This is a genomic window from Aliiroseovarius sp. D2-2 (genome assembly GCF_055809455.1).
The window spans coordinates 626533-651507 of record NZ_CM147913.1 but is presented as its reverse complement, the minus strand read 5'-3'; the positions used below and the strand labels follow the sequence as shown (position 1 = coordinate 651507).

Below are 24975 nucleotides of genomic sequence, written 5' to 3'. Positions count from 1 at the left end.
GGGCAGCGCCTTTTACTCGGTACAACGAATTTCGCACGGTTAACGGAGGTGACGCCATGAGAAACGCACAGACGAAAGCCCTTGCCCGGCCAGACAATCGCGCTTTGACGCTTGGGCTTGGACTGGCGACAGGCGTGTTTTTGGCGTTGGCTCCATTGGCGGCCAAAGGCGAAGCCACCGTCAGCCACGGCTATTCCAACTTCGGAGAGCTGAAGTATGGCCCGGATTTCACCCATCTGGACTATGTAAATCCGGATGCCCCCAAGGGGGGAGAGTTCTCCACCTGGGCGCAAGGAACCTTTGACAGCTTCAATCTTTTCACCCGCAAAGGCACCACGGTCACCATGTCGACCATTGGGTATGAACGTCTCCTCATAAGCACAGCGGACGACCCGTATGGCTCTTACTGCTTCCTCTGCACGACAATGGAGTACCCTGACGACCTATCTTGGGTGATTTTCAATTTGCGTGACGATGTGCGGTTCTGGGATGGCTCACCGCTGACCGCCGAAGACATCGCGTTCAGCCACAACCTTTTTGTGGAACAGGGCATTGCCGAATACCGCAACATTATCGGCACTGTCGTCGAGGGCGTCGAGGTAACCGGACCCTTGCAGGTGAAATACACATTTGTTGATGACGCCCCTATGCGCGACCGGATCGGTTTTGCGGGCAACAGTCTTGCTCTGTCCAAAGCATGGTTCGAAGAAACCGGCACGCGCATTGACGAAAAATCTGATGGTCTGTTCATGGCAACCGGCCCCTATAAACTTGGGGAATACGAGTATGGCCGCAATGTAAGCTATGTGCGTGACCCCAATTACTGGGGCGCAGAGCATCCCCTTTCAGTTGGGCAGAACAACTTCGACAGCATCTCGGCCATCTACTTTGCAGACGGAACGGCCGCGATGGAGGGGTTCAAAGCGGGCACCTATACGTTCCGCACCGAAAACTCGTCCCAAATCTGGGCCGAGGATTACGATTTCCCAAATCTGCGCGACGGCCACGCCATAAAAGCTGAATTTCCTGACGGAACGGTCGGCACAGCGCAAAGCTTCATCTTCAATCTCGACAAACCTGAATGGCAGGATTCCAAAGTGCGTGAAGCGCTTGGCCTGATGTTCAATTTCGAATGGTCGAACGATGCCCTGTTCCGCGGCCTTTACAGCCGTGTTGATAGCTTCTGGCCCGGCATCGACCTTGGTGCATCCGGAACTCCAAGCGACGGCGAAGTCGCCATCTTAACGCCTCTGGTTGAGCAAAACCTGCTGCCAGAGAGCATATTGACCGACGCGGCCGTCATGCCACCCGTACATGACGCCAAGGAAAACCAGCCCTCGCGCAAGTTCTACCGTCAGGCCAACAAGCTTCTGGAAGAGGCCGGTTGGGAAATCGGAAGCAGCGGGTTCCTTGAAAAAGACGGCGCACGCATGAGCGCCGTGTTCCTGGCCTATAGCCCGTCGTTTGATCGCGTTATCAATCCGCTGGTTGAGAACCTGAAACAGCTGGGCGTTGATGCAAAGCTCGATCGCGTAGACATCCCCCAATATATTGAACGCACGCGATCAGGCGATTTCGACCTTGTTACTCATTCCATCAGCATGGGATTTGAACCGGGGACCGGACTGGAACAGTGGTTCCATTCGAAAACTGCAGAGGACAGCTCGCGCAATCTGATGCGCCTGCGCGATCCGGCGGTGGACGCCCTGCTGCCCATCGTTGCGAAATCTGAGACGCTGGATGAACTTCGAACCTCAACCAATGCACTGGATCGTGTCTTACGCCAAATCGGCTTCACCATCCCGCAGTGGTACAAGAACAAACATACCGTGGCGTTCTATGATATGTTCGGCCACCCCGAGAACCTTCCCCCTCTGTCATTGGGTGAATTGGCTTTCTGGTGGATCGACGCAGACAAAGAAGCCGCGTTGAAAGAGGCAGGCGTGCTGAAGTAAACCCGGCACAGACCGGCAACAGCCAAACAAAACAAGGAACCCCCAATGGGCGCATATATTCTGCGTAGATTGCTTTTGATCATCCCGACCCTTTTCGGGATCATGGTGATCAATTTCACGCTGACGCAATTCGTGCCCGGTGGCCCGATTGAACAGATCATCGCCCAGATGGAAGGCGGCGGGGATGTGTTCGAAAGCATTTCAGGCGGGGGCGATCCCGGTGGTGAAGCCGCTGGTGGCGGCGATGAACGCTATCTGGGCGCGCGTGGTTTGCCCGAGGAATTCATTGCAGAGCTCGAGAAAGAGTTCGGCTTCGACAAGCCGCCACTTGAACGCTTTTTCACAATGATCTGGAACTATATGCGGCTGGATTTTGGGGAAAGCTATTTCAGATCTATTGGCGTGTTCGAATTGGTGGCTGAAAAGATGCCCGTGTCGATCACGCTTGGACTGTGGTCAACGGTCATCGCGTACATGATTTCGATCCCCTTGGGCATCCAGAAAGCCGTACGGGACGGGTCAAAGTTTGACACCTGGACTTCGGGCATCATCATCGTGGCCTATGCCATTCCCGGTTTCCTGTTTGCGATCCTTTTGCTGGTGCTGTTTGCGGGTGGATCATACCTACAATGGTTCCCGCTCAGGGGCCTGACATCAGACAACTGGTCCGAGCTTTCGCTTTGGGGCAAAATCGTTGATTACCTGTGGCACATCACCTTGCCAGTGCTGGCATCGACAATTGCCAGTTTCGCGACGCTTACGCTGCTGACAAAGAACAGCTTTCTGGACGAGATCAAGAAGCAATACGTGGTCACCGCCCGCGCCAAAGGTCTGGCCGAAAACAAAGTGCTTTACGGCCACGTCTTTCGCAATGCGATGCTGATCGTGATCGCAGGCTTTCCATCGGTTTTCCTTGGCGTCTTCTTCGGCGGCTCGGTGATCATCGAAACTCTGTTCTCGCTCGATGGACTTGGGCGTCTGGGGTATGAGGCTGCACTGGCACGAGACTACCCTGTCATCTTCGGAACGCTCTTCGTCTTTGGCCTTTTGGGACTGCTGATCGGCATCCTGTCTGACCTGATGTATGTGTTCGTCGACCCGCGCATCGACTTTGAAGGGAGGGAGGTCTGATCATGGCTCTTTCCCCCCTGAACCAACGCCGTTGGCGCAATTTCCGTCGGAATGGCCGCGCCTTCTGGTCGCTGATTATCTTCTCGATCCTGTTTGGCCTGTCGCTCTTTGCCGAGCTTCTGTCGAACGACAAGCCGATCTTGGTGAAATACGATGGCGGCTATTACATGCCCGTCTTAAAGTTCTACCCGGAGACTGCATTCGGAGGCGATTTCAAGACCGAGGCCGTCTATGGCGATATCGAGGTGAAATGCCTGATCATCGCGCAAGGGTCCGAAGCCTGCTGGGACAACCCCGAAGACGTGATTGCCGAGGCGAAATCAGGCACGCTTGATGGCGAACCAATCAACAAGGGCTGGATGGTCTGGCCGCCGATCCCCTATAGCTACACAACCATCAATGACATTGACGGGGCAGCCCCCAGCGCGCCTGATGCCAAACACGTTCTGGGCACCGACGATACCGCGCGCGACGTGTTGGCACGGGTGATCTATGGCTTCCGTCTGTCCGTGTTCTTTACGATAATCGTGACACTTCTCACGTCGATCATTGGTGTCGCGGCGGGTGCCATTCAGGGCTATTTTGGCGGTTGGATCGACTTGATTTTCCAACGGATACTCGAGATCTGGTCCTCAACCCCATCGCTTTACGTGATCATCATTCTATTCGCGATCCTTGGGCGAAGTTTCTGGCTTTTGGTCTTTGTCACCGTGCTGTTCGGTTGGCCTGCACTGGTCGGCGTGGTGCGTGCAGAATTCCTGCGCGCACGTAATTTCGAATACGTCCGTGCCGCCCGCGCTTTGGGGGTATCCAATCGCGTGATCATGTACCGTCACGTGCTGCCCAACGCCATGGTTGCCACTCTGACGATGCTGCCCTTTATCATCACCGGCACGATCTCAACCCTAGCCACGCTGGACTTCCTTGGCTTCGGCTTGCCGTCCTCTTCCCCATCACTGGGTGAACTAACCAGGCAAGCAAAGCAAAACCTGCAAGCGCCGTGGTTGGCCTTTACGGCCTTCATGACATTCTCAATCCTACTGTCGCTGCTCGTCTTCATCTTCGAAGGTGTGCGGGACGCGTTTGACCCAAGAAAGACCTTCCAATGAGCCTTTTGACCGTCAACAACCTAAGCGTCAGCTTCCGACAAGATGGACAATCACACCCGGCGGTACGTGGTATCAGCTTTAGTGTCGAAAAGGGTGAAACCGTTGCCTTGGTTGGCGAAAGTGGATCGGGGAAATCCGTATCCGCCTTGTCCACCGTGTCGCTTCTACCAGACAGCGCCGAAGTTACAGGCTCAATCACCTATGAAGGGCGCGAGATGATCGGCGCGTCAAAGTCTGACCTGCGCGATGTGCGCGGCAACGACATCAGCTTTATCTTTCAAGAACCGATGACGTCGTTGAACCCGCTGCACACGATCGAAAAGCAGATGGCGGAATCGATCCAGCTGCATCAGGGGCTGACCGGCGACGCCGTTCGGGTGCGCATTCTTGAGCTTTTGGAAAAGGTAGGCATTCGTGACGCAGAAACGCGGCTTATGCACTATCCGCACCAGCTATCGGGTGGACAAAGACAACGCGTGATGATCGCCATGGCGCTGGCCAATGGACCGGAACTTTTGATCGCAGATGAGCCCACCACAGCGCTGGACGTGACCATTCAGGCACAGATCCTTGATCTTCTGGCTGACCTGAAGCGAAGCGAGGATATGAGCCTTCTGTTCATCACACACGACCTTGGCATTGTGCGTCGGATTGCGGATCGAGTTTGCGTGATGAAAGATGGCGAGATTGTCGAGACCGGCCCGACCGCGGACGTGTTCGAGAACCCGCAGCACGACTATACAAAGATGCTTCTTGGAGCCGAGACACACGGCCAACCCGATCCAGTCCCTGCCGACGCGCCTGAGATCGCTTCGGCCAAAGACCTGCGCATCTGGTTCCCAATTCAACGTGGGTTGATGCGTCGCACTGTGGGACACATCAAAGCGGTGAACGCTGCATCCTTCAACGTACGTGCTGGCGAAACCGTCGGCATTGTCGGCGAAAGCGGGTCGGGCAAAACAACGCTCGCGCTTGCCGTGATGCGGCTGATCAGCTCGGACGGACCAATAGTCTTTATGGGCGACAGCATTCAGGGGCTTAAGTCGCGCCAATTGCAGCCGCTTAGACGTGACATGCAGATCGTGTTCCAAGACCCCTATGGCTCGCTTTCGCCGCGAATGACGGCCGAGGAGATCATCGCCGAAGGACTATCAGTTCATGGCCTAGAGCCCGGTCGGAATCGGCGTGAAATGGTGGCCGAAATCATGGAGGAGGTGGGCCTCGATCCATCCACAATGCATCGCTATCCGCACGAGTTTTCAGGCGGGCAACGCCAGCGCATCGCCATTGCGCGCGCCATGATCCTACGCCCCAAGTTGGTGGTTTTGGACGAACCGACCTCAGCGCTTGATATGACCGTACAGGTCCAGATTGTCGAGCTGTTGCGTGGACTACAGAAGAAACATGGGCTGGCGTATCTGTTTATCAGCCATGATCTTAGGGTGGTGCGCGCGCTAAGCCACAAAGTTTTGGTCATGCGTGCCGGTGACATCGTGGAAAGCGGTGACGCGGATCAAGTGTTTGACGCACCTGAAACGGACTACACGCGCGCACTGATGGCCGCTGCCTTTGATCTGAAAGCCAGCGACGCGGTATCTCAGTAATCAAGCTATCAGGACGGCCCCATCACCTTACAGCGTGTATTGCGCGCGTTTAGGCGACGGCAAGCCAAGTCGGCCTGTTCCTGCGTCATGCTGACAAAGTTCGCATGCCACCCGTCCGAACGCTTCACAACCTTGCGCAAAGCCTCGTCCAACGTGTCGATCTCGCGCAAGGCCGTTTTAAGCAACCGCCGTTCAGCTTGATAACGAGACCCCAGAACACCAACATTGATCGCATAGTGCCTGCCACCGGATGTGGACATCCGGGTTACAATTTCGGGCGCTGCATCTGCAGGTTTTGTGGCTGGTTCCAGCGACGTCAGGATGATCGCAGCAGGGCGCGGTGGCGGGGAAGCCATGGCTGCCTGCGCAATTGCGGGCTCATTCCCGAAGGGCTGAGAGGGCGTGGTTTCAATCGTAGGGACCAATGCGATGGCCTCGGCTTCAGGTGTCGTAGGCGCTGCGTCCGTAGCAGCGACAACAGCGTCTTTGATGCTGTCGGTCAGACTGGCCAATTGGGTATCAACGACGGGCTCTTGCGCTGCAACAGGCCGGGGCGCGGGGCGCGGGCTGCGTTTGACGGCAGTGATCAGGCGAATGGTCTTTCCTGCGGCACCCGGCTCAACCACCGGGGCGGCGCCTCCCACATTCCCCGCATATAGGGGTGGGGCAGGCTTGCGTACAGCGGCCCTGCTGGGTGCACGGCGAAAGCCCAAATTCATCAACTCGGCCACTTTAGCATTGCGCGAGGCGGTGGAACGTCCACCAAAAACGGTGGTGATGATCCGCTCTTGCCCACGCTCAGCAGACGCAACAAGGTTAAACCCTGCAGCATTGGTAAATCCGGTCTTGATACCATCCGCACCTTTATAGCTGTTCAAGAAACGGCGGTTGGTGTTGTTCACGGACTTCATCCCCGCATGGGTCGAGCGTCGCGAGAACAGGTTATAGTAGCCAGGATGATCATAAAACAGATGCCGACCAAGCGTCGTCATATCACGTGCCGTGGACAAGTGTCCGCTTTCTGTAAGACCGTGGGCGTTTTTGAAATGCGAACGTGTCATGCCCAGTGCTTTAGCGGTGCGGTTCATACGACGCGCAAAAGCAGCTTCGGAACCCGAGATCGCAATGCCGATCGCTGTGGCAGCATCGTTGGCGGATTTCACAGCGGCAGCGCGGATCAGATAGCGCATCTTAATTTTCTGCCCTTTGCGCAGACCCAGCTTCGACGGGGGCTCTGCCGCAGACTTGGCCGTGATGGTCACAACCGTATCGGCTGATATTTCACCATGCTTAATGGCTTCAAACGCAACATACAGCGTCATCATTTTGGTTAGTGAGGCCGGATGTAGACGGGTATCCGCATTGCGGGCGTGCAGCACTTTACCGGTACGCGCATCAATGACCATAGCCGCATAGGGCGCAGCTTGCGCACGCGCGGACATGGAGAAAACCATACAGCCAATAACTGCAAGAAATAGCCCGAAACGGGCCAACTGCTTTAAACGCGTCATCACGACGGTTACCTTTTCTGCCTCAATCGCCAGATCTTTTGTCCAGCTGATTTGTTTTTTTCAGGCTAGCATGCAGAAAACTTTTGGGAAACTGCTTATTTTCAAAGCTCTATAGCGTGGCTTGCGGGTCACGTCCCGCCACATAACGCCAGATGTAGGGGGGCCACTTCCCTGTGCTCACAACATCTGCCATAGCCTTGGGGTTCGATCGTCGAAGGACCGCCCAGAATTGCGCGCTTGATTTGCCACATCTTGCCGATGCAAAGAAACCAATTGTTGAGGCTTGCGCCCCCATTTTGTATGAGCCAACCCGAGTAGTTTGCCCCCTTCCCCTTTTCAGGGCGTAGGCAGAACATATATTGTGTGACCCGGATGCCTTTGACTGCAACCCAAGGAGCGATGTCTAGATGACAACATCCCCAATCATCCTGTCCTCGGGCCACCCCGATGATGACGGCGAGGCTGGCCTTGCAGTAGCGACAAAGCCAAAGACCAAACGCCCGCCGATGTATAAGGTGCTTTTGCTGAACGATGACTTCACCCCAATGGAGTTTGTCGTCATGGTTTTGGAACGATTTTTCGGCATGAACCATTCACAGGCGTTCGAGCTGATGTTGACTGTCCACAAAAAAGGTCTGGCTGTTGCCGGTGTCTTTTCGTACGAGATCGCCGAAACAAAGGTCACACAAGTCATGCAGCTGGCGCGGGAACACCAACACCCACTGCAATGCACCATGGAAAAGGAATGACCGCCGCGCGCGGGTTCTAAGATGCTTCAAACACGTTTGCCCATAGCCCTTGATGATGGGCTGATCACGCTGCCTTCGGACGGTCCAATTCTTGTTATTGGCCCTACGACCGAGCACGAATTCTATGCTCTTCCGAAAGATCGCGTTACGATCTACAGCCAGTTCTATCCCGATGTGACCTTTTGGCAGGCCCGCGGATACAACGTCGTCAGTGACTTTCCCGAAAATGGGTTCGCCGCAGCAGTGATTTGTGCCCCAAGGTCCAAAGCGTTGGCGCAAGCATGGTTGCATGCCGCCAATCTGGCGACAGAGGGTGGGTTGGTTGTTCTGGATGGCCAGAAGACTGACGGCTTGGACAGCCATCTGAAAGCACTTAAGAAACACGCAAGCAATCTAGGACACTTGTCGAAAGCTCATGGAAAGCTCGTTTGGTTTCAGGGGTTGGACGCACCTGAATGGAAGGCCGCTGACATTCATCTTCCAGAGGGATTTGTGACACGGCCAGGCGTGTTTTCGGCCGAGAAATTTGACAAAGGGTCTGAGGTTCTGGCTGCCGCCATGCCCGACGCCATTAACGGCCGCGTCGCGGATCTGGGTGCGGGCTGGGGCTATCTGTCCCGACACATCTTATCTCGCGAAGGTGTTGAAACGCTGGATCTGATTGAGGCCGACCGGTCCGCACTGGACTGCGCACGCCGCAACATTGACGATCCGCGCGTGCGTTTTATCTGGGACGATGCGACAAGTTTTACACCAGACCTGCCCTATGATGTCGTGATCTCGAACCCTCCGTTTCATACCAGCCGCGCTGGTCGTCCTGAGCTGGGGCAAGCGTTCATTAAATCAGCAGCCCGCATTCTGAAACCATCGGGCCGTTTCGTCATGGTCGCAAACCGCCACCTTCCATATGAAGATACGTTGGCCAAGCATTTCCGCGTGGTTGAAGACCTCGGCGGCACTGCGGGCTTCAAGCTTTTGGCGGGCCTGAAACCTCATCGCGTGACGCGCTAAGATCCGCTAGGCTCGCCCGAGGGAATCGCCTCACAGACAGGAGAAACAGATGTCCTTTTCCATTGCAGGCAAGACCGTCATTGTCACCGGGGCTGCCAACGGCATCGGTCTGTCGATCGCCCGGCACTTTGCCGATCATGGTGCCAATGTGATCTGCGCGGACATGGACGAAGCAGGTCTTCTGGATGAATGGGGTCCCAATCCTGATGGGGATGAGGACGACGCCGGAAACACGCGTATCTTTGCGGGTGATCTGCGTGAAAAGCTTACGATCGCCAATCTGCTATCTGCCACGATAGACGCGTTTGAGAGGGTCGATATTCTGATCAATGCATCCCGCCAAGTGGCGTTGGCAGACCCGTTGGACACCGATGATAAATCCGTCGCGACTCTGTTGGATCAAAACCTGATGACCAGCCTGCGTCTAAGCCAGCAGGTCGCAAAACGCATGATTTTGCAGGGGGAAGATTTAAGCGAAGATGATCACGAAACCCCATTGGGGGCGATCGTGAACTTGTCTTCAATAGCATCAACGCGCACGCAACCGGGTCTGATGGCTTATTCAATTGCTTCGGCAGCGGTGGATCAAATGACCCGGTCATTGGCGGTAGCACTGGCCCCAAATCGAATTCGCGTAAACGCTGTTTCCTTTGGCTCATTGATGAGCGCAAGCTTGCGCAACACGATCCGTGAAGAACCTGAAACCCGCGAAGACATCATCGAAGGTACCCCTTTGGGCCGGATTGCAGCCGCATCCGAAATCACCGAAGCGGTACAGTTCCTTGCCTCGGAAGGGTCAAGTTTCATGACCGGTCACATCTTAAACGTCGACGGCGGGCGCAGCCTATTGGATGTGGTCGGCAATCCAGCGCATTAAGCGCGATACCAAGCCTTATTTGCAGTTCGGGTTTGCAGAAAGCAGGGCTTCGCGTTCCGCTTCGCGCGCCTTCAAATCAGCTTTTGCCTGTTTGTACTCTTGAAAAGTCGGCAAAGTCGAATTGATCTGAGGTGTTGGCAGGCAAACACTGACAAATGGGACAACCCCTTTACAGAGCTTCAATGGGTTCGAAACTTTGACGGGCGAATTGGGAGTCTGATAGCCACGGTCGACCTCGGTTTGCAGGCGGGCGATCTCTTGGTTGAGCGTCTCAATCTTCTCAGCGACGGCCGAGCGGCACTGCGAAGGAACTTGCTTTGCAGACACCTGTTGTGTCGTGGTCGTTTGACAGCCAGCAAGGAAAGCAGCTGCAGTTGTCGCCATAATTAGAACACGCATGTTTAACCCTCGTTCGTTTTCGCGAATACCTTTTCGGATAACTCACTGTACAAAACTCCCCTCTTTGCCGCGGGGGGAAATGCTGATAGCTCCTCCCCAATAGAATTGGATGCAGCAAGCGGAGCCTTTCATGACCGACCAAATGACCGCCCAGAAGGAACAGGCCAGCGCGTGGTTCCGCACGCTACGCGACCAGATTGTTGCCGCATTCGAGGCACTGGAAGACAGTCAGATGGATAGTCCTTTTGCCACTGAACCTGCCGGACGGTTTGAAATCACTGAAACCACCCGACAATCCGACGACGGATCAGATGCAGGCGGCGGGCTGATGAGTGTCATGCGTGGTGGCCGGGTGTTTGAGAAGGTTGGCGTGAATGTCTCGACCGTATACGGCACGCTTGGCAAACCCGCTCAGCAAGCCATGGCGGCGCGCGGCGTGCCGGGGATCGAAGAGGATCCGCAGTTCTGGGCCTCGGGCATTTCGCTGGTGGCGCATATGCAAAACCCGCACTGCCCCGCCGTTCACATGAACACGCGCATGTTCTGGACGCCGGGCGCGTGGTGGTTCGGTGGTGGGTCCGACCTGAACCCGTGCATCGAATATGACGAAGACACCGCGCATTTCCATGACGTGCAAAAGCAGCATCTGGACCCGCATAGCGAGGCGCTTTACCCCGAGCTGAAGGCCTGGGCGGACGAGTATTTCTATATCCCCCATCGTGGCCGCGCGCGTGGTGTGGGTGGGATCTTCATGGATGACCGAAACACGGGGGACTGGGCTGCCGATTTCGCACTGACACAAGACATTGGCCGCGCCTTCTTGCCGGCCTTCGTTCCTATCACAGAAAAGCGCCGGAATACGCCTTGGGACGAAGCGGACAAAGACACGCAACTTGTGCATCGCGGCCTCTATGCCGAATACAATCTTGTCTATGACCGGGGCACAAAATTCGGGCTGGCCACTGGGCACGACGCCAACGCAGTATTGATGAGCCTGCCACCTTTGGCAAAGTGGGTTTAACCGTTGGCAATTGGGGACATAGTCCACATAAATGACAGCATGCAGTCTGGGTATGAGTATCGGCTGGAAGCACCTGAAGGCGAGGATTTCGATCCCAGCTTCACCCCGCACCACACCCCAGCAGAAATGCTGGCCATGGGGGTGTTCGAAGGCAAATACATGAACGATTGCCGGGAAGAGTTTCCCGCCAGTTGGTTCGATGATGCAAAGCTGACAGACAAACCGGATTCTTCGGTCAACTATTTTGGCATCAAAAGCCGTCAACCTTTGTCCATCTGGCGCGAGAAGGGCTGGATCATCGGACCGGACCCGCGTGGGTGGTTTCAGTGGTACTGCCGCTATCACTTAGGCCGTCGCTTGCCTGAAACAGATGCCGCCCAAATCAAACGTTGGCGCGCATTTTCGCGTCATGCTGGTCAGATCCGCGCCAATTGTTATCCGGGCGATATCTTTTGCAGACCACGCCAAAGACAGGCGCTTTTGCAATGGGCCTATGATCCCTTGATCTGATCGACTTGCCTTGCCGGCCTTCAAGAGGCAGATTGTTGGTAACGAAACGAAAGGCTAACCAGTGACAAGTTTCAAGCTCGACGATTTTTTGCCCTATCAACTGGCTGTTCTGTCCAGCCGTATCAGCGCTGGGTTCGCGAAACACTACCGTGACGCATACGGCATTTCTGTATCTGAATGGCGTGTGGTGGCGCATCTAAGCCAAGCCGACAGCGTCAGCGTGCGCGAAATCCACGCACGTGTGGATATGGACAAACCAAAGGTTAGCCGCGCGGCGTCTCGGCTAGAGGCAGCCGGGTATGTTACCAAAACGGTCAACCCGAAAGACCGAAGATTGATTGAGCTAAGCCTGACGCCCAAAGGGCGCAATATGATCGAGGCATTGGCCCCAATTGCTGAAGGATACGAAGCCCAAATCAGTGCGCTTCTGGATGGGGAAGACGCAGATTTTCGGTCGCGCGTAAAGCAATTGATCAATCGACTGGAACCCAGCGTAACTGAAGAAGACTGAAATTTCTGACGAAGCGTTACAGAAGACATACGCACGCCAATAAGGCACAGTTCCTCTAACCAAAAAGGGGAACACTCCATGTCCGATATTGTCATTCTCGACGGTGCCCGCACCGCCATTGGCGGCTTCGGCGGCAGCCTTGCCGCGATCCCGCCCAGCACATTAGGTGCAACTGTCACACGCGAAGCGATGGTACGCTCGGGCGTTGAACCGGGTCAGGTTGGGCAAGTTGTCTTTGGCCATGTCATCAACACTGAACCCCGCGACATGTATCTGTCGCGGGTCGCCATGATCGAGGCTGGCATCCCCGAAACCACCCCCGCAATGAACGTGAACCGCCTGTGTGGCTCCGGACTTCAGTCCGTGGTTTCGGCCACTCAAAACCTATTGCTCGGCGACGCCGATTTCGCGGTCGCTGGTGGCGCTGAAAACATGAGCCGTTCGCCCTACATCCTGCCTCAGGCACGTTGGGGTCAGAAGATGGGCGACACGGGTGCGCAAGACATGATGCTGGGCGCGTTGAACTGCCCGTTTGGCACCGGACACATGGGGATCACGGCGGAAAACGTGGCCTCGGAACATGATGTTAGCCGCGCGGATCAGGACGCCTTCGCGTTGGAAAGCCAAGCCCGTGCCGCTAAGGCGATCGAGGCCGGGTATTTCGACAGCCAGATTGTGCCCATCGAGGTAAAACAGCGTCGTGAGCTCGTTCAATTCGCGCGCGACGAACACCCAAAGCCCACCACGCCAGAAGCATTGGCCGGCTTGCGCACAGCGTTTCAGAAAGATGGAACCGTTACGGCAGGCAATGCGTCGGGCATCAATGACGGCGCTGCGGCGATGGTGCTGGCACGCGCTGATGCCGCCAAAGCTGCAGGGCTAAAGCCAAAGGCGCGGATCATCGGGTACGGACTTGCAGGTGTACGACCCGAGGTCATGGGCATCGGCCCAGTCCCCGCGGTCGAAAACCTGCTGGCTAAAACCGGGCTAACGGTCGCGGATTTCGACGTTATCGAATCCAACGAAGCCTTTGCGGCACAGGCCATTGCCGTGAACAAAGGGCTTGGCCTTGATCCTGCGAAGGTGAACCCGAATGGCGGCGCCATTGCCCTGGGTCACCCGGTCGGCGCGACAGGCGCGATCATCACTATCAAAGCACTTTACGAGCTGGATCGCATTGGCGGATCAAAGGCGTTGATCACCATGTGTATCGGTGGCGGGCAAGGCATCGCGCTGGCCATCGAGCGTTTGTAAGACACCAAAGGAATGGCCCGGTCGTTGTGCCGGGCCTTTTCTTATTTCCAATCGAAGAAGTCGTCATCAACGCGTGACAATAGCTCTTGCGCCAGTTCATGGCCCAGCTTGGCGCCATCAGCGATCTTGCCTGAAATCTCGCCACTTTCGCTTTCTGACCCATCTGTACGCAGGATTTCACCGCGTAAAGTCAGCGTATCGCCATCAAGTGTGGCCAGCGCCGCAATCGGCGTCTCACATGATCCATCAAGTGCACCAAGGAAAGACCGCTCTGCCGCCAACCGTTGACCGGTCTCGGCATTATGGATCGCGTCCAGCATATCCTTTGCGCGCATATCGTCGGCACGGCGCTCAATCCCAATAGCTCCCTGAGCGACTGCATTCAGCATCACGTCCGTTGGAATTGCGGTCTTAGGAACGCCTTCGATCGCCAAACGGTTCAGACCGGCCATGGCAAGGAACGTCGCCTCGGCAACGCCATCTTCAAGCTTTTTCAGACGGGTTTGAACATTTCCGCGGAACTCGACGATATTAAGATCGGGCCGGGTGTTTAGCAGCTGAGCTTTACGGCGCAGCGACGACGTACCTACGACCGCACCCTTTGGAAGGTCCGCGATGGAGCGATAGTTGATCGAAACAAACGCATCACGCGTATCTTCGCGCGGAAGGTAGCAATCCAGCACCAACCCCTCGGGTTGTTCAACCGGCATGTCCTTCATCGAATGCACTGCAATATCGATGCGGCTGTCCAACATCGCCTCTTCAATCTCTTTAGTGAAAAGGCCTTTATTGCCGATTTCCTTCAAAGCCCGGTCAGCGTCGATCATCGCGCGATCATCGCCCGTCGTGTGGATCACCACAATTTCAAATGCCGCTTCGGGCAAGTCAAAGGCGGCCATCAGGCGGCGGCGCGTTTCACGAGCCTGTGCCAGCGCCAAGGGGCTGCCGCGTGTGCCAATATTCAATGGTGCGTCGGGGGTCGGAAGTGCATATGTCATGGGGTTGGTTTACGCAGGATGGCCAGCGCTGTCCATGCCTGCGACACCCCCAGCGCTTGACATCCTGTCGCGGCTTTGGGACGAGGCATGTAACCAGACAGGAAAGGCCAGCCCAATGACCCAGCAAAAGACCATTCTGCGCGCACTTGCGGGCGAGACCCTTCCGACCCCTCCAATTTGGATGATGCGTCAGGCGGGACGTTACCTGCCCGAGTATCGCGCCACACGGGCGCAAGCGGGCGATTTCCTAAAGCTTTGCTATAATCCAGAGCTGGCAGCCGAAGTAACGCTGCAGCCCATTCGACGCTATGGCTTTGATGCGGCGATCTTGTTTGCCGACATCCTTTTGCTGCCGCAAGCCCTTGGTGCCGATCTATGGTTCGTGACCGGGGAAGGCCCGCGTCTGTCGACAATCACCCAACAAGCAGATTTCGATAAGCTGTCAGGCAAAGAAGACATTCACGAAACACTGAACCCGATTTACGAAACCATCCGCATTTTGCGTCGTGAGTTGCCAGAAGAGACCACTCTGATCGGGTTCGCCGGCATGCCGTGGACCGTCGCGACCTATATGATCGCAGGTCAGGGCACCAAGGATCAGGGTCCGGCCCACGCATTGAAGGCTGAAAACCGTCCGCTGTTCGAGGCCGTGATGGATCGCCTGACCGAAGGCACGATTGAATACCTGTCCAAGCAAATCGAGGCAGGTGCCGAGGTCGTAAAGCTTTTCGACAGCTGGGCTGGATCGCTGAAGGGCGAGGATTTCCAGAAATACGCGGTCGAACCTGCGCGGGTGATCACATCCGAACTTAAGAAACGTCACCCCGGCATTCCGGTCATCGGTTTCCCGCGCGAAGCGGGTGAAGGCTATATCGGGTTTGCAAAGGAAACTGGCGTGGACTGCGTCGCGCTGGACAACTCGGTCAGCCCGGAATGGGCGGCAGCCAATGTGCAAGTGGATGGCTGCGTGCAGGGCAACCTGAAATCCAGCCACATGGTCACCGGAGGCCAAGCGTTGGTTGACGAAACCCGCGCCATTGTCGACGCGTTCAAGAACGGTCCGCATATTTTCAACCTCGGTCACGGCATTACACCTGATGCGGATCCTGAAAATGTGCAGCTGATGATTGATACGGTTCGAAACGGCTGATCAGGTAGAACTACCAGCCTGCTTGCCAAACCTGCCGGACACGTGTCTTCTGCGCAAGTTGCCTTTAGGAGATCAACATGCGCATCGGTATCGTCACGCTGATCATTGCTTATGTTCTAAGCCAGTTTTACCGCGCCTTTCTGGCGGTGATGACGCCTGCGCTTAAGTTGGACTTGGGCGCTACGCCCGAAGATTTGGCGCGCGCGTCCGGCGCATGGTTTCTGGTCTTTGCGTTGATGCAGATCCCGGTCGGATGGGCTTTGGACAATATCGGGCCACGCAAAGTCGCGGCGGGCTTGTTGGCGGTCGGTGGCGCTGGCGGAGCCGCCGTTTTCGCCATGGCCTCAAGCCCTGACCACATTCTTTACGCCATGATCCTGATCGGGATTGGCTGTTCCCCCATTCTGATGGCCAGCTACTTCATCTTTGCGCGAATGTATTCCCCCAAGGTCTTTGGGACACTTGCAGGCATGGTCATTGGCATCGGGTCGCTTGGAAATATTGCGGGCGCTCTGCCGATGGCGCTGGCAGTCGAGCAGTTCGGTTGGCGCGCGTGCCTGTGGGCCTTGGCTGCGGTCACGCTGATTGTTGCCTCTTTGATCATGATCGCTGTGGACAACCCGCCAAAGGCCACTGCGGAAGATGGGGCGCAGAAGGGCTCTGTGCTGGATCTTCTGAAAATGCCAGCGCTATGGGCGATCTTCCCAATCATGTTTGTAAACTACACTGCCGCCGCTGGCCTTAGGGGCAGCTGGGCGGGGCCTTACTTGCGAGATGTTTACGGGTTGGACACCACCGGCATTGGATGGGTCACAATGGCCATCGCATTGGCGATGGTTATAGGCAGCTTCGCTTACGGCCCACTGGATCGCGTTTTTGGGACGCGCAAATGGGTGATCTTCTTCGGCAACCTGATTGCCGTTGCACTGGTCTTCTTGCTTTGGGCCGCTCCAGATGCGGGCCTATGGCGCGTGTCTTTGATCATGGCGTCCATTGGCCTGTTTGCCGCAAGCTTCCCTTTGATCATGGCCCATGCACGAAGCTTCTACCCGCCTCACTTGGTGGGCCGGGGTGTTACGCTTTTGAACATGTTTGGGATCGGCGGCGTTGGAGTCTTCCAATACGCCTCGGCCAGTGTCTTCAAATCAGCACAGGGCCCAGATGTGGCGGTCACGGCCCCCTATCAGGCCGTGTTCCTGTTTTTTGCAGTGCCCGGATTGATCGGCTGTCTGCTTTATCTGCTCAGTCAGGACCGAACAGATTAAAGCGTTTCGAGATAAACTTGAGAAACTAGTTTGTTTCGAAACGCCCACCATATTGATGTGTCATGCAGCGTTTCGGTTTTCCCTGTCTCAGGTTAAAACCGAAACGCTTTAAGCCGATTTCTTTGGCCTGCGACGACGGCGATTCTTAGGCGCGCCGCTCGGGTTCCCAGAAGGCTTCGGCCCCTGCCCTTGAGCGTTTCGTGGTTTGCGACCACCGCCACCTCCGGCACCACCGCCGCCTCCACCGCCACCGCGACGGCCTCCGCCACCGCCGCCTTGACCGCGCTGAGGGCGCTTTTCTTCCGCAGGGCGTTTCCCACCCAGAACCGGGATTTGGATCTTCATGACTTTTTCAATGTCACGCAGAAGGCCAAGTTCGACACCGGACACAAAAGAAATCGCGTCGCCATCTGCACCTGCACGGGCCGTCCGGCCGATACGGTGAACATAGTTGTCAGCGACCTCAGGCAGATCGAAGTTGTAAACGTGGCTCACGCCCGGGATGTCGATACCGCGCGCGGCCACATCGGTCGCCACCAAGATACGTGCCTCGCCGGCACGGAAAGCTGCAAGTGCGCGGTCGCGTTGACCTTGGCTTTTGTTGCCGTGGATCGAAACCGCCTTGAACCCTTTGGTCACAAGGTGCTTCATCAGTTTTTCAGCACCATGCTTGGTGCGCGAAAAGACCAACGACAATGCTTCTTCGTCATGTTCAAGAAGCTCGATCAGTTTGACAATCTTCTCGTTCCGGCCAGGGCTGTAGTACAGACCCTGCGTGACCTTGTCGGCGGCTTTGCCGGGAGGCGAGACCTGGACGCGGGCGGAATCTGTCAGATACGCCTTGGACAGCTCAGCCATCAACTTCGGCATGGTGGCCGAGAAAAGCATCGTCTGGCGCGGCGTGCCCAGCGCAGGCGCGATTTTGCGCAATGCATGGATGAACCCCATGTCGAGCATCTGGTCAGCCTCATCCAACACAAGGAAGGTTGCTGTGTCCAAGCGGATCGCCCGGCGATCCATCAGGTCGATCAAACGACCCGGTGTGGCCACAAGGATATCAATTCCCGGCGCCAGCATGTTGATCTGCTTGTTGATGGACATGCCACCAACAACAGTACGCACTTTCAGGTGGGTGCCCTGCACATAGGCACGCAGATTATCGGCAATCTGGTTGACCAGCTCGCGGGTAGGTGCCAGCACCAGCGCTTTCACCGATTTCGGCTGACGCTTGTCATGGTTGCCCAGCAACTGGTGGATCAGTGGCAGGCCGAACGCAGCCGTTTTACCGGTGCCGGTTTGGGCAAGACCCATCACATCGCGGCCTTCCAGCACCAAGGGAATGGCCTGAATTTGAATTGGAGTAGGTGTCTCATAGCCGGCTTCCGCCACGGCCGAGACCAGTTTCGGGTCCAACCCGAGATCTGCAAAATTTGTCATCATCGTCTTTCTGGCGCACGCAATGGCGCACCGCATACACGCGGGTGGGGCATCTTTGCCCGTCGCTTAGGTTTGCGACAGATGCTCGCACGCAGGCCGAATGCCCAAGCGCCGATCTGACCGCTAGAACCCCGCGTGATTTGGGAACTTGTAGAAGGGACTGTCTGCCTCACATTTGGGGCGGGTCGCTCACGCGTCGACCAGACAGTTAGCGCGCGTATCACAGCCAAAACCACACAAGTCAACGACAAATGATGGCAATTCAGCCGGAAAGCCCTTTCACGCATGATGATTCTGATCTAATGAACCCTCCGTCTTTGGGTGGTTCAAAGACGAACAAAAATAGGAGGCCGTAATGGGCTATAAAGTCGCCGTCGTAGGCGCCACGGGCAACGTGGGCCGCGAAATGCTGAACATCCTGGCGGAACGCCAGTTTCCTGTAGACGAGATTGCCGCGCTTGCATCGCGCCGTTCGCTTGGTACTGAAATCAGCTTTGGTGACAAGACCCTGACCACCCAGGATCTGGACACCTTTGACTTCACCGGCTGGGACATCGCGCTGTTTGCTGTGGGTTCGGAAGCGACCAAACAATACGCGCCCAAAGCAGCAAAATCGGGTTGTGTCGTGATCGATAACTCGTCGCTGTACCGTTACGACCCCGATATTCCGCTGATCGTGCCCGAGGTGAATCCTCAGGCGATCCATGATTATGCGAAGAAGAACATCATCGCGAACCCCAACTGCTCGACCGCGCAGATGGTTGTAGCGCTGAAGCCGCTTCACGACCGCGCCAAGGTCAAACGCGTTGTTGTGTCGACCTATCAGTCGGTGTCGGGCTCCGGCAAAGACGCGATTGACGAGCTGTGGAACCAGACCAAAGGCATGTATGTGCCGGGTCAGGAAGTCGCGCCGAAGGTCTATCCCAAGCAGATCGCATTCAACGTGATCCCGCATATCGATGTCTTCATGGACTCGGGCGACACGAAAGAAGAATGGAAGATGATCGCCGAGACGAAGAAGATCATCGACCCGTCGATCAAAGTCACCGCGACCTGCGTGCGCGTGCCGGTCTTCGTGGGACACTCGGAATCGGTCAATATCGAAACCGAAGACTTCCTGGACGAGGACGAAGCCCGCGACATCCTGCGCCAGTCCCCCGGCCTTCTGGTCGTCGATAAGCGCGAAGACGGTGGCTATGTCACCCCGGTTGAATGCGTAGGCGACTTCGCCACTTTCATCAGCCGTATCCGGCAGGACGTGACCATTGAGAACGGCCTAAACTTCTGGTGCGTCTCGGACAACCTGCGCAAGGGTGCTGCCCTGAACGCGGTACAAATCGCCGAGCTTCTGGGCCGAGAGGTTCTTAAGAAGGGCTGATTTGTCCGCCTCAAATTACAGAGAAAGCCCTGCCAATTGGTGGGGCTTTTTTGTGGGAGCAATGTCTGCGGTGAGCCCAAGTGAATGATGTTGCGGGACGCACAAATGCCTGCTTGCGCCCCGCATCAGTTTCTTCCTACGACACGTTCTTCAACAGCGTTTCCGCTGCCAGCCGGCCAAAAGCATTTGCGGCCTTGGGGCTTGCTCCCGTGATCAGACGACGATCAACATGGCATGAGGCATCTGCTTTTGTGTTGGTAATCTGCGCGCCTAGAGCCGTCAGCTTCTCACACACCCACCACGGCATCGGACCTGGCAGGTAGCCGATCATGGGGGTTTGTTTGTCGACCGAATCCGGGAACACGGTCATCTTGTACCCTTCGTACAAGAACCCTTTTTCAGTCTTCGCGGCCAATAGCGCAGCGGGGCCGTGACAAAGTGCCAGTGTGAATAGGTCCTGTTCATGGGCCCAATGCAGCACTTTCCCGACATCGGCATTTTCGGGCAACCCGAGCATCGCCCCATGACCTCCGGGAATGTACACAGCGGCATAAGGCACTGCATCATCCATCTTACGGGCAACAAAGTCCGCAAGGCTGCCAGGGTTTGCAAAGGTATCCGCATGATCGCGATAGAGCCGCTTGACGTCTGCATCATCCGCAGGCATCGCCCATTCTTCGATGGCGACGGGCGCGCCAGTTGGTGTGACAACGTCAATCTCGAACCCTGCGTTCATCAGATGCAGCATCGGCAGGCCCATCTCGACAGGATGGTTTCCCGTCGAGAATTTCTTGCCGTTAGCCATCGTCATGTTGCGTTCTTCGGTGCAGATCATCAGAACGCGGTTTTTGCCGCCCGTGTATGGGGTCGCGTAAGACCCGCCATCATAGTCCGTGGTGGGCGATGTGCCCAACTTGATCGCCAAGGGGGACGGGCTAAACGCGCCGTCGATTGTGGGTATCGGTGTCGCGCGGAACAGTTTGCGTAGGATGCCCATATCAGTTGACCTCAGTAACGATGGTATCGCGGGATTTGCGGACTTTACCCATAGGGGCCAGCCAATCGCCGCTTTCGTCGCGATAGCCCAATGGCATCAACACGACTGACCGCAAGCCGCGATCCTTCAGGCCAAGAATTGCGTCCACGGCATCGGGGTCAAAGCCTTCCATAGGCGTGCTGTCGACCTCTTGCTCGGCAGCTGCGACCAGTGCAATGCCGAGCGCGATATAGGCTTGGCGTGCAGCGTGGGCGTAATTGATCTCGGCGTCGCGCGGCAAGTAGTTGGATTTCAGATTGTCGTAGTAGGCGTGCAGCATCGGCAGTTCGCCACGTTCCGCAACATTCAGATCAACAACGTGGTCGATCCGTTCGGCCGTGTAGTTATCCCACGCTGCAAAGACCAGCAGGTGAGAGCCATCGGTGATCTGTGCCTGATCCCAAGCGACTTTTCGTATTTCACCCAAGACGTCAGGGTTGGTCACAACAAACACCTCGAACGGCTGAGTGCCGCTGGATGTAGGAGCCATACGTATCGCCTCAACAATGGCATCAACCTTATCCTGCGGCACAGCTTTTGACGGGTCCATTTTTTTGGTGGCGTAGCGCCAGTTCAAAAGATCATTCAGAGGCTTCGCGGTCATGGGTTCGGTCCTATTGTCAGCGCCCCGGAAGGGCAGTATACATTTGTGACTGACTACCTATGGGGAACCGCTCTGTGCCGCAAGAAGGCAAATGCCTGACCCTCGGTTACATAAAGGGAACCACCATGCTGGACGATAAACAATGCCCCGAATGCAAACGCATCAATGAGGTGCTGTCGCGTGTCGGTGATAGGTGGAGCGTGCTTGTCGTGATCTCTTTGGCCGAATACGGGACGCTGAGGTTTAATGAACTCAAGCGCAACCTTGGCATCTCGCAACGCATGCTAAGTCTGACGCTGAAAGAGTTGGAGCGTGACGGGCTTGTGAACCGAACCTATCACCCAACAATCCCGCCCAAAGTCGAATACAACCTGACCGAAATGGGCCAGTCATTCCGAGAGCCAGTCAGTGCGTTGGGCTATTGGGCACTGGGAAACCTATCCAAGATCGATGCCGCGCGCGAAAACTATGACGCGGCTGCCGCGAAGTAAGCTCCTCTCCGATTAGCCGTTGTCGCGCACCTTCAGTGCCGCGACCATTCCTCGTCCGCGACGAAGGGCGGTAAACCCTGTGCCCAGCGCGATGATCCACAGGGCGAGGGCCAATGCCGGCAATCCGGCAATCACAGGCACAAAGATCGACAGCGCGGCTGCAACCGTCGCCAAGGCCATCCGGTGTTGTTTGGCCATTGGTCCGCCGAAGTCCGGTTCCAATCCTTGTGCAGCCCCAGCCTCGCGCGTGTAGGCGGTCAGAACGGCCATCGTGGCAGCCGCCCAGCCCAGCGCTGGGCTGCCCGCGCCCAAGCCCATCCCGATAAGGATCAGGATATCTGCATAACGGTCAGGCGCCTCGTTCCAAAAGGGGCCATCTGCTTCGGCCTTGCCGCCTTCGACTGCGACCATTCCGTCAAAGAGATTGCACAGCAGTCGACCCTGAACGCCCAGCGCAGCGAGGATCAACCAAAATGGGTTGCTGCCCCCGGACATCCAGAATGCGCCCCCCGCGATCAAGGCAAACAGGATCGATCCCTTGCTGATCTGATTGGGCGTGACACTCTTTGTGACCAGCCAGCTTGCGGCGCGTTTGGCCCAGTTTCGGTCTCGGCTGGCGATGGGGCGACGTTGCATGGAAACCTCCTAGGCCACGGACCAGAAATAGCGGGTCAGGTGGAAGAAAATCGGGGCCGAGAAGACGACGCTGTCCAGCCGGTCAATGAAGCCGCCATGCCCCGCAATCAAGTGGCCCCAATCCTTGACGCCTTTGTCGCGTTTGATGGCGGACATCACAAGGCCTCCGAAAAAGCCCATAAGCGTGATGACCAGCGCCATTCCTGCTGCCTGTAAGGGTGTGAAAGGAGTAAGCCACCAAAGCCCTGCCCCAACCAGACAGGCCGACGCGACGCCTCCTAGGAAACCCTCCCACGTCTTGGAAGGTGACAATCGCGGCGCAATCTTGTGCTTCCCGGCAAGCTTGCCCCAGACGTATTGCAACACGTCCGACAACTGCACCACGACCACAAGAAACGCGACCAGAAGGACGTTCTTGCCTTCGTATCCCGGGATGTTCAGCGTCAAAAGCGCGGGGACATGGCTGGCTGCAAAGACACAGATCATCAAGCCCCACTGCGTTTCGGCAACGCGCGTCAGATATCCATCTGTATCCCCGTTCAAAGCCATTACGATCGGCAGTAGCAAGAAGGCGTAAACCGGGATGAAGATGGCATACATCCCATACCAATTGTCCCAGACCAACAGATACTGCACAGGCAGGATCACAAAGAAGCTGATCACCAGCGCCCAATGATCGGCGCGGCGCTTGGCGGTCAGGGTCAAAAACTCGCGCAGCCCTGCGAAACTTAGCAAAGCAAACAGGATCACCACACCCGCCTTACCACCCAACATGGCAAGCGCCAAAAGCGCGACCATGCCCCACCACGCATTGATCCGCGCTATCAGGTTTTCGATGACGTCGTTTTCAGCACCCAGCTTAAGTTTCAGAAGCTGCGCAATCACGGTGGCCACGATCAAGATGGCCAACACGGCCATCATCAAGGTTGAAAACTCTGCAGGAGCACTCATGACGCGACCTCAATTGCCAAATCAGCCAAGGCAGTTTGCGCGCGGGCCAGAAATACTTTTTTGTCTTCACCGTCTTTGATGTTCAGCGGGGTGCCAAAGGTGACAGAACACAACAGCGGAACCGGGATCACTTTTCCCTTCGGCATGACCGAGGTCAGATTGTCGATCCATGTGGGCACCAGTTCAACATCAGGGCGGGCTTTGGCCAGATGATAAAGGCCGGGCTTGAAGGGCAGAAGCGGATCGTCCGTCACGTTGCGCGTGCCTTCCGGAAACAGGATTAGGCTGGCCCCCCCGTCCAAAGCCTCGACCATCTGTGCAATCGGGTCTTTTGTTCGAGTTTCACTGTTGCGATCAATGAGCACCGCATTGAACACATCACGCCCGATGAACGATTTCAGTTTCGAGGTCAGCCAGTAATCTGACCCCGCAACTGGCCGCGTCCGCGACCGAAGCGCAGGCGGCAGCACGGTCCAGATCAGGACAAAATCACCGTTTGAACCATGATTGGCGAAATAGACGCGCTGTCGACCGACCGGATCAACCCCGTCCCAAACACCGCGCACAGCGGTGACCAGTCGCGCGAACAGCACAATGGCATTGGCCGTCAGCTGTGCAAGAAGCCGCCGTAGTAAATTTGATTTCTCATTCATCAAGCTGGCACAAACCCACCAGCTTCATGGTCATAGAACTCCAACCCACCTTCACCGATATCGGTCCAAAGACCGTGCAATGACAGCTCTTCCGCTTCGACTGCATCGCGCACGAACGGGAAGGTCATCAGGTTTTCCAGCGAGACAAGCACGCCTTCTTTTTCCAGTGTCGAATCCTCGATATCTGCGTCGTTTCCGCCAAGTCGTTCGTAGCCCGGTTTCAAAATGTCGATCCAACGCCCAACAAACGAAGTGTTCTCGGCAAGTTCGGGTGCGTTCCCTAGGCATTTCTCATGAAAGCCCTTCACGCCACCGCATTTGGAATGACCCAGCACGATCAGATGGGACACTTTAAGCGCAGTGACGGCATATTCTACTGCCGCGGATGTGCCGTGATAATCACCATCTGGTGCGAAAGGCGGGACAAGGTTGGCAATGTTACGGTGCAAGAAAATCTCGCCCTGATCCGCGCCAAACATCTGGGTCACATGAACACGGCTGTCACAACACGAAATAATCATTGCGCGCGGGCGCTGGCCTTCATCTGCCAGTCGGCGATACCACGCCTTGTTTTCAGAAAACGTCGTGGCATTCCAGCCATGATAGCGTTGCACAAGATATGCGGGAAGGGGGCGGGCATTTTTCATGGACGTCTCCTGTAAATCATTCACTGAGTTTTACGCCGCAATTACACGAAATTCGAGCAAATTTTGCATCATCGATATACGATTTCT

At 56.2% G+C, this 24975-nt stretch carries 25 protein-coding genes; 15 read left to right on the top strand and 10 right to left on the bottom strand.

The features are described from left to right. Positions 1-56 precede the first annotated feature (56 nt). Genes AC0L6A_RS03230 through AC0L6A_RS03215 form a run of 4 tightly spaced genes read left to right on the top strand, consistent with a single transcriptional unit; the run spans position 57 to position 5799 of the window. Positions 57-1955 carry an extracellular solute-binding protein gene (locus AC0L6A_RS03230; RefSeq protein WP_473292168.1) on the top strand — a complete coding sequence of 633 codons (1899 nt, stop codon included), beginning with the start codon at positions 57-59 and terminating at the stop codon, positions 1953-1955. 45 nt (positions 1956-2000) lie between these two features. Next, a complete protein-coding gene (locus AC0L6A_RS03225) occupies positions 2001-3086 on the top strand; it encodes a microcin C ABC transporter permease YejB (RefSeq protein WP_473292166.1) in 1086 nt (361 codons plus the stop codon). A gap of 2 nt (positions 3087-3088) precedes the next feature. Further along, positions 3089-4195 carry an ABC transporter permease gene (locus tag AC0L6A_RS03220; RefSeq protein WP_473292165.1) on the top strand — a complete coding sequence of 369 codons (1107 nt, stop codon included), beginning with the start codon at positions 3089-3091 and terminating at the stop codon, positions 4193-4195. Then, the gene (locus tag AC0L6A_RS03215; RefSeq protein ID WP_473292164.1) at positions 4192-5799 is read left to right on the top strand and encodes an ABC transporter ATP-binding protein; all 1608 of its coding nucleotides are present in this window, start codon (positions 4192-4194) and stop codon (positions 5797-5799) included. The genes AC0L6A_RS03220 and AC0L6A_RS03215 overlap by 4 nt, the downstream gene beginning before the upstream one ends. A gap of 8 nt (positions 5800-5807) precedes the next feature. Here the strand turns inward: AC0L6A_RS03215 and AC0L6A_RS03210 are convergent, their stop codons facing one another. Next, positions 5808-7310 (bottom strand): D-alanyl-D-alanine carboxypeptidase family protein, encoded by a 1503-nt coding sequence (locus tag AC0L6A_RS03210; RefSeq protein ID WP_473292163.1) that lies wholly within the window; start codon positions 7308-7310, stop codon positions 5808-5810. A gap of 407 nt (positions 7311-7717) precedes the next feature. On the opposite strand from AC0L6A_RS03210, the gene clpS reads away from it, so the two are divergent. From clpS to AC0L6A_RS03195, 3 genes are read left to right on the top strand one after another with little or no spacing between them, the layout of a single operon-like run. Continuing rightward, a complete protein-coding gene (gene clpS / locus AC0L6A_RS03205; protein WP_473292162.1) occupies positions 7718-8059 on the top strand; it encodes an ATP-dependent Clp protease adapter ClpS in 342 nt (113 codons plus the stop codon). Between the two features lie 21 nt (positions 8060-8080). Next, a complete protein-coding gene (locus AC0L6A_RS03200; protein WP_473292161.1) occupies positions 8081-9070 on the top strand; it encodes a class I SAM-dependent methyltransferase in 990 nt (329 codons plus the stop codon). Between the two features lie 49 nt (positions 9071-9119). Then, complete coding sequence (locus AC0L6A_RS03195) at positions 9120-9947, top strand: SDR family NAD(P)-dependent oxidoreductase (protein WP_473292159.1); 828 nt, start codon at positions 9120-9122, stop codon at positions 9945-9947. Between the two features lie 15 nt (positions 9948-9962). On the opposite strand, the gene AC0L6A_RS03190 is transcribed toward AC0L6A_RS03195, so the two are convergent. Then, positions 9963-10346 carry a hypothetical protein gene (locus AC0L6A_RS03190; RefSeq protein WP_473292158.1) on the bottom strand — a complete coding sequence of 128 codons (384 nt, stop codon included), beginning with the start codon at positions 10344-10346 and terminating at the stop codon, positions 9963-9965. 130 nt (positions 10347-10476) lie between these two features. On the opposite strand from AC0L6A_RS03190, the gene hemF reads away from it, so the two are divergent. The 4 genes from hemF to AC0L6A_RS03170 all read left to right on the top strand — a co-directional run bounded on the left by hemF (position 10477) and on the right by AC0L6A_RS03170 (position 13642). Beyond that, the gene (hemF, locus tag AC0L6A_RS03185) at positions 10477-11367 is read left to right on the top strand and encodes an oxygen-dependent coproporphyrinogen oxidase (protein ID WP_473292156.1); all 891 of its coding nucleotides are present in this window, start codon (positions 10477-10479) and stop codon (positions 11365-11367) included. A gap of 39 nt (positions 11368-11406) precedes the next feature. Continuing rightward, positions 11407-11877 (top strand): hypothetical protein, encoded by a 471-nt coding sequence (locus tag AC0L6A_RS03180; RefSeq protein ID WP_473292155.1) that lies wholly within the window; start codon positions 11407-11409, stop codon positions 11875-11877. A gap of 61 nt (positions 11878-11938) precedes the next feature. Beyond that, complete coding sequence (locus tag AC0L6A_RS03175; protein WP_473292154.1) at positions 11939-12388, top strand: MarR family winged helix-turn-helix transcriptional regulator; 450 nt, start codon at positions 11939-11941, stop codon at positions 12386-12388. Positions 12389-12466: 78 nt separating this feature from the next. Beyond that, positions 12467-13642 carry an acetyl-CoA C-acyltransferase family protein gene (locus tag AC0L6A_RS03170; RefSeq protein WP_473292152.1) on the top strand — a complete coding sequence of 392 codons (1176 nt, stop codon included), beginning with the start codon at positions 12467-12469 and terminating at the stop codon, positions 13640-13642. A gap of 41 nt (positions 13643-13683) precedes the next feature. Here the strand turns inward: AC0L6A_RS03170 and hemC are convergent, their stop codons facing one another. After that, positions 13684-14640 carry a hydroxymethylbilane synthase gene (gene hemC, locus AC0L6A_RS03165; RefSeq protein WP_473292150.1) on the bottom strand — a complete coding sequence of 319 codons (957 nt, stop codon included), beginning with the start codon at positions 14638-14640 and terminating at the stop codon, positions 13684-13686. Positions 14641-14755: 115 nt separating this feature from the next. Between hemC and hemE the strand changes: the two genes are divergently transcribed. Next, complete coding sequence (gene hemE, locus AC0L6A_RS03160) at positions 14756-15790, top strand: uroporphyrinogen decarboxylase (RefSeq protein WP_473293365.1); 1035 nt, start codon at positions 14756-14758, stop codon at positions 15788-15790. 77 nt (positions 15791-15867) lie between these two features. Next, on the top strand, positions 15868-17055 hold the full coding sequence (locus AC0L6A_RS03155) for an MFS transporter (protein WP_473292148.1): 1188 nt from the start codon (positions 15868-15870) through the stop codon (positions 17053-17055). Between the two features lie 108 nt (positions 17056-17163). Here AC0L6A_RS03155 and AC0L6A_RS03150 read toward each other — a convergent pair whose 3' ends face one another. After that, positions 17164-18492: a DEAD/DEAH box helicase gene (locus tag AC0L6A_RS03150; protein ID WP_473293363.1), complete on the bottom strand. Its 1329-nt coding sequence runs from the start codon at positions 18490-18492 to the stop codon at positions 17164-17166. A gap of 355 nt (positions 18493-18847) precedes the next feature. On the opposite strand from AC0L6A_RS03150, the gene AC0L6A_RS03145 reads away from it, so the two are divergent. Further along, positions 18848-19870 carry an aspartate-semialdehyde dehydrogenase gene (locus AC0L6A_RS03145; protein WP_473292146.1) on the top strand — a complete coding sequence of 341 codons (1023 nt, stop codon included), beginning with the start codon at positions 18848-18850 and terminating at the stop codon, positions 19868-19870. A gap of 136 nt (positions 19871-20006) precedes the next feature. Here AC0L6A_RS03145 and hchA read toward each other — a convergent pair whose 3' ends face one another. Together hchA and AC0L6A_RS03135 are read right to left on the bottom strand one after the other, a co-directional pair. Beyond that, positions 20007-20867, bottom strand: a complete 861-nt coding sequence (gene hchA, locus AC0L6A_RS03140) for a glyoxalase III HchA (RefSeq protein ID WP_473292144.1) — start codon at positions 20865-20867, stop codon at positions 20007-20009. 1 nt (position 20868) lies between these two features. Then, positions 20869-21510 (bottom strand): NAD(P)H-dependent oxidoreductase, encoded by a 642-nt coding sequence (locus tag AC0L6A_RS03135; protein ID WP_473292142.1) that lies wholly within the window; start codon positions 21508-21510, stop codon positions 20869-20871. Positions 21511-21635: 125 nt separating this feature from the next. Between AC0L6A_RS03135 and AC0L6A_RS03130 the strand changes: the two genes are divergently transcribed. Next, positions 21636-22001 carry a winged helix-turn-helix transcriptional regulator gene (locus tag AC0L6A_RS03130; protein WP_473292141.1) on the top strand — a complete coding sequence of 122 codons (366 nt, stop codon included), beginning with the start codon at positions 21636-21638 and terminating at the stop codon, positions 21999-22001. 12 nt (positions 22002-22013) lie between these two features. Here AC0L6A_RS03130 and AC0L6A_RS03125 read toward each other — a convergent pair whose 3' ends face one another. From AC0L6A_RS03125 to AC0L6A_RS03110, 4 genes are read right to left on the bottom strand one after another with little or no spacing between them, the layout of a single operon-like run. Beyond that, a complete protein-coding gene (locus tag AC0L6A_RS03125) occupies positions 22014-22637 on the bottom strand; it encodes a CDP-alcohol phosphatidyltransferase family protein (protein WP_473292140.1) in 624 nt (207 codons plus the stop codon). Between the two features lie 9 nt (positions 22638-22646). After that, positions 22647-23588, bottom strand: coding sequence for a phosphatidate cytidylyltransferase (locus tag AC0L6A_RS03120; protein ID WP_473292138.1), 942 nt, complete (start codon positions 23586-23588; stop codon positions 22647-22649). After that, on the bottom strand, positions 23585-24241 hold the full coding sequence (locus tag AC0L6A_RS03115) for a lysophospholipid acyltransferase family protein (protein WP_473292136.1): 657 nt from the start codon (positions 24239-24241) through the stop codon (positions 23585-23587). The genes AC0L6A_RS03120 and AC0L6A_RS03115 overlap by 4 nt, the downstream gene beginning before the upstream one ends. Then, the gene (locus AC0L6A_RS03110) at positions 24241-24888 is read right to left on the bottom strand and encodes a carbonic anhydrase (RefSeq protein WP_473292134.1); all 648 of its coding nucleotides are present in this window, start codon (positions 24886-24888) and stop codon (positions 24241-24243) included. The genes AC0L6A_RS03115 and AC0L6A_RS03110 overlap by 1 nt, the downstream gene beginning before the upstream one ends. Between the last annotated feature and the right edge of the window lie 87 nt (positions 24889-24975).

Bases quoted from the DNA above. Each gene is read 5' to 3' on its own strand.
- AC0L6A_RS03230 (WP_473292168.1), top strand. From the start codon at position 57: ATGAGAAACGCACAGACGAAAGCCCTTGCCCGGCCAGACAATCGCGCT.
- AC0L6A_RS03225 (WP_473292166.1), top strand. From the start codon at position 2,001: ATGGGCGCATATATTCTGCGTAGATTGCTTTTGATCATCCCGACCCTT.
- AC0L6A_RS03220 (WP_473292165.1), top strand. From the start codon at position 3,089: ATGGCTCTTTCCCCCCTGAACCAACGCCGTTGGCGCAATTTCCGTCGG.
- AC0L6A_RS03215 (WP_473292164.1), top strand. From the start codon at position 4,192: ATGAGCCTTTTGACCGTCAACAACCTAAGCGTCAGCTTCCGACAAGAT.
- AC0L6A_RS03210 (WP_473292163.1), bottom strand. From the start codon at position 7,310: ATGACGCGTTTAAAGCAGTTGGCCCGTTTCGGGCTATTTCTTGCAGTT.
- clpS (WP_473292162.1), top strand. From the start codon at position 7,718: ATGACAACATCCCCAATCATCCTGTCCTCGGGCCACCCCGATGATGAC.
- AC0L6A_RS03200 (WP_473292161.1), top strand. From the start codon at position 8,081: ATGCTTCAAACACGTTTGCCCATAGCCCTTGATGATGGGCTGATCACG.
- AC0L6A_RS03195 (WP_473292159.1), top strand. From the start codon at position 9,120: ATGTCCTTTTCCATTGCAGGCAAGACCGTCATTGTCACCGGGGCTGCC.
- AC0L6A_RS03190 (WP_473292158.1), bottom strand. From the start codon at position 10,346: ATGCGTGTTCTAATTATGGCGACAACTGCAGCTGCTTTCCTTGCTGGC.
- hemF (WP_473292156.1), top strand. From the start codon at position 10,477: ATGACCGACCAAATGACCGCCCAGAAGGAACAGGCCAGCGCGTGGTTC.
- AC0L6A_RS03180 (WP_473292155.1), top strand. From the start codon at position 11,407: ATGCAGTCTGGGTATGAGTATCGGCTGGAAGCACCTGAAGGCGAGGAT.
- AC0L6A_RS03170 (WP_473292152.1), top strand. From the start codon at position 12,467: ATGTCCGATATTGTCATTCTCGACGGTGCCCGCACCGCCATTGGCGGC.
- hemC (WP_473292150.1), bottom strand. From the start codon at position 14,640: ATGACATATGCACTTCCGACCCCCGACGCACCATTGAATATTGGCACA.
- hemE (WP_473293365.1), top strand. From the start codon at position 14,756: ATGACCCAGCAAAAGACCATTCTGCGCGCACTTGCGGGCGAGACCCTT.
- AC0L6A_RS03155 (WP_473292148.1), top strand. From the start codon at position 15,868: ATGCGCATCGGTATCGTCACGCTGATCATTGCTTATGTTCTAAGCCAG.
- AC0L6A_RS03150 (WP_473293363.1), bottom strand. From the start codon at position 18,492: ATGACAAATTTTGCAGATCTCGGGTTGGACCCGAAACTGGTCTCGGCC.
- AC0L6A_RS03145 (WP_473292146.1), top strand. From the start codon at position 18,848: ATGGGCTATAAAGTCGCCGTCGTAGGCGCCACGGGCAACGTGGGCCGC.
- hchA (WP_473292144.1), bottom strand. From the start codon at position 20,867: ATGGGCATCCTACGCAAACTGTTCCGCGCGACACCGATACCCACAATC.
- AC0L6A_RS03135 (WP_473292142.1), bottom strand. From the start codon at position 21,510: ATGACCGCGAAGCCTCTGAATGATCTTTTGAACTGGCGCTACGCCACC.
- AC0L6A_RS03130 (WP_473292141.1), top strand. From the start codon at position 21,636: ATGCTGGACGATAAACAATGCCCCGAATGCAAACGCATCAATGAGGTG.
- AC0L6A_RS03125 (WP_473292140.1), bottom strand. From the start codon at position 22,637: ATGCAACGTCGCCCCATCGCCAGCCGAGACCGAAACTGGGCCAAACGC.
- AC0L6A_RS03120 (WP_473292138.1), bottom strand. From the start codon at position 23,588: ATGAGTGCTCCTGCAGAGTTTTCAACCTTGATGATGGCCGTGTTGGCC.
- AC0L6A_RS03115 (WP_473292136.1), bottom strand. From the start codon at position 24,241: ATGAATGAGAAATCAAATTTACTACGGCGGCTTCTTGCACAGCTGACG.
- AC0L6A_RS03110 (WP_473292134.1), bottom strand. From the start codon at position 24,888: ATGAAAAATGCCCGCCCCCTTCCCGCATATCTTGTGCAACGCTATCAT.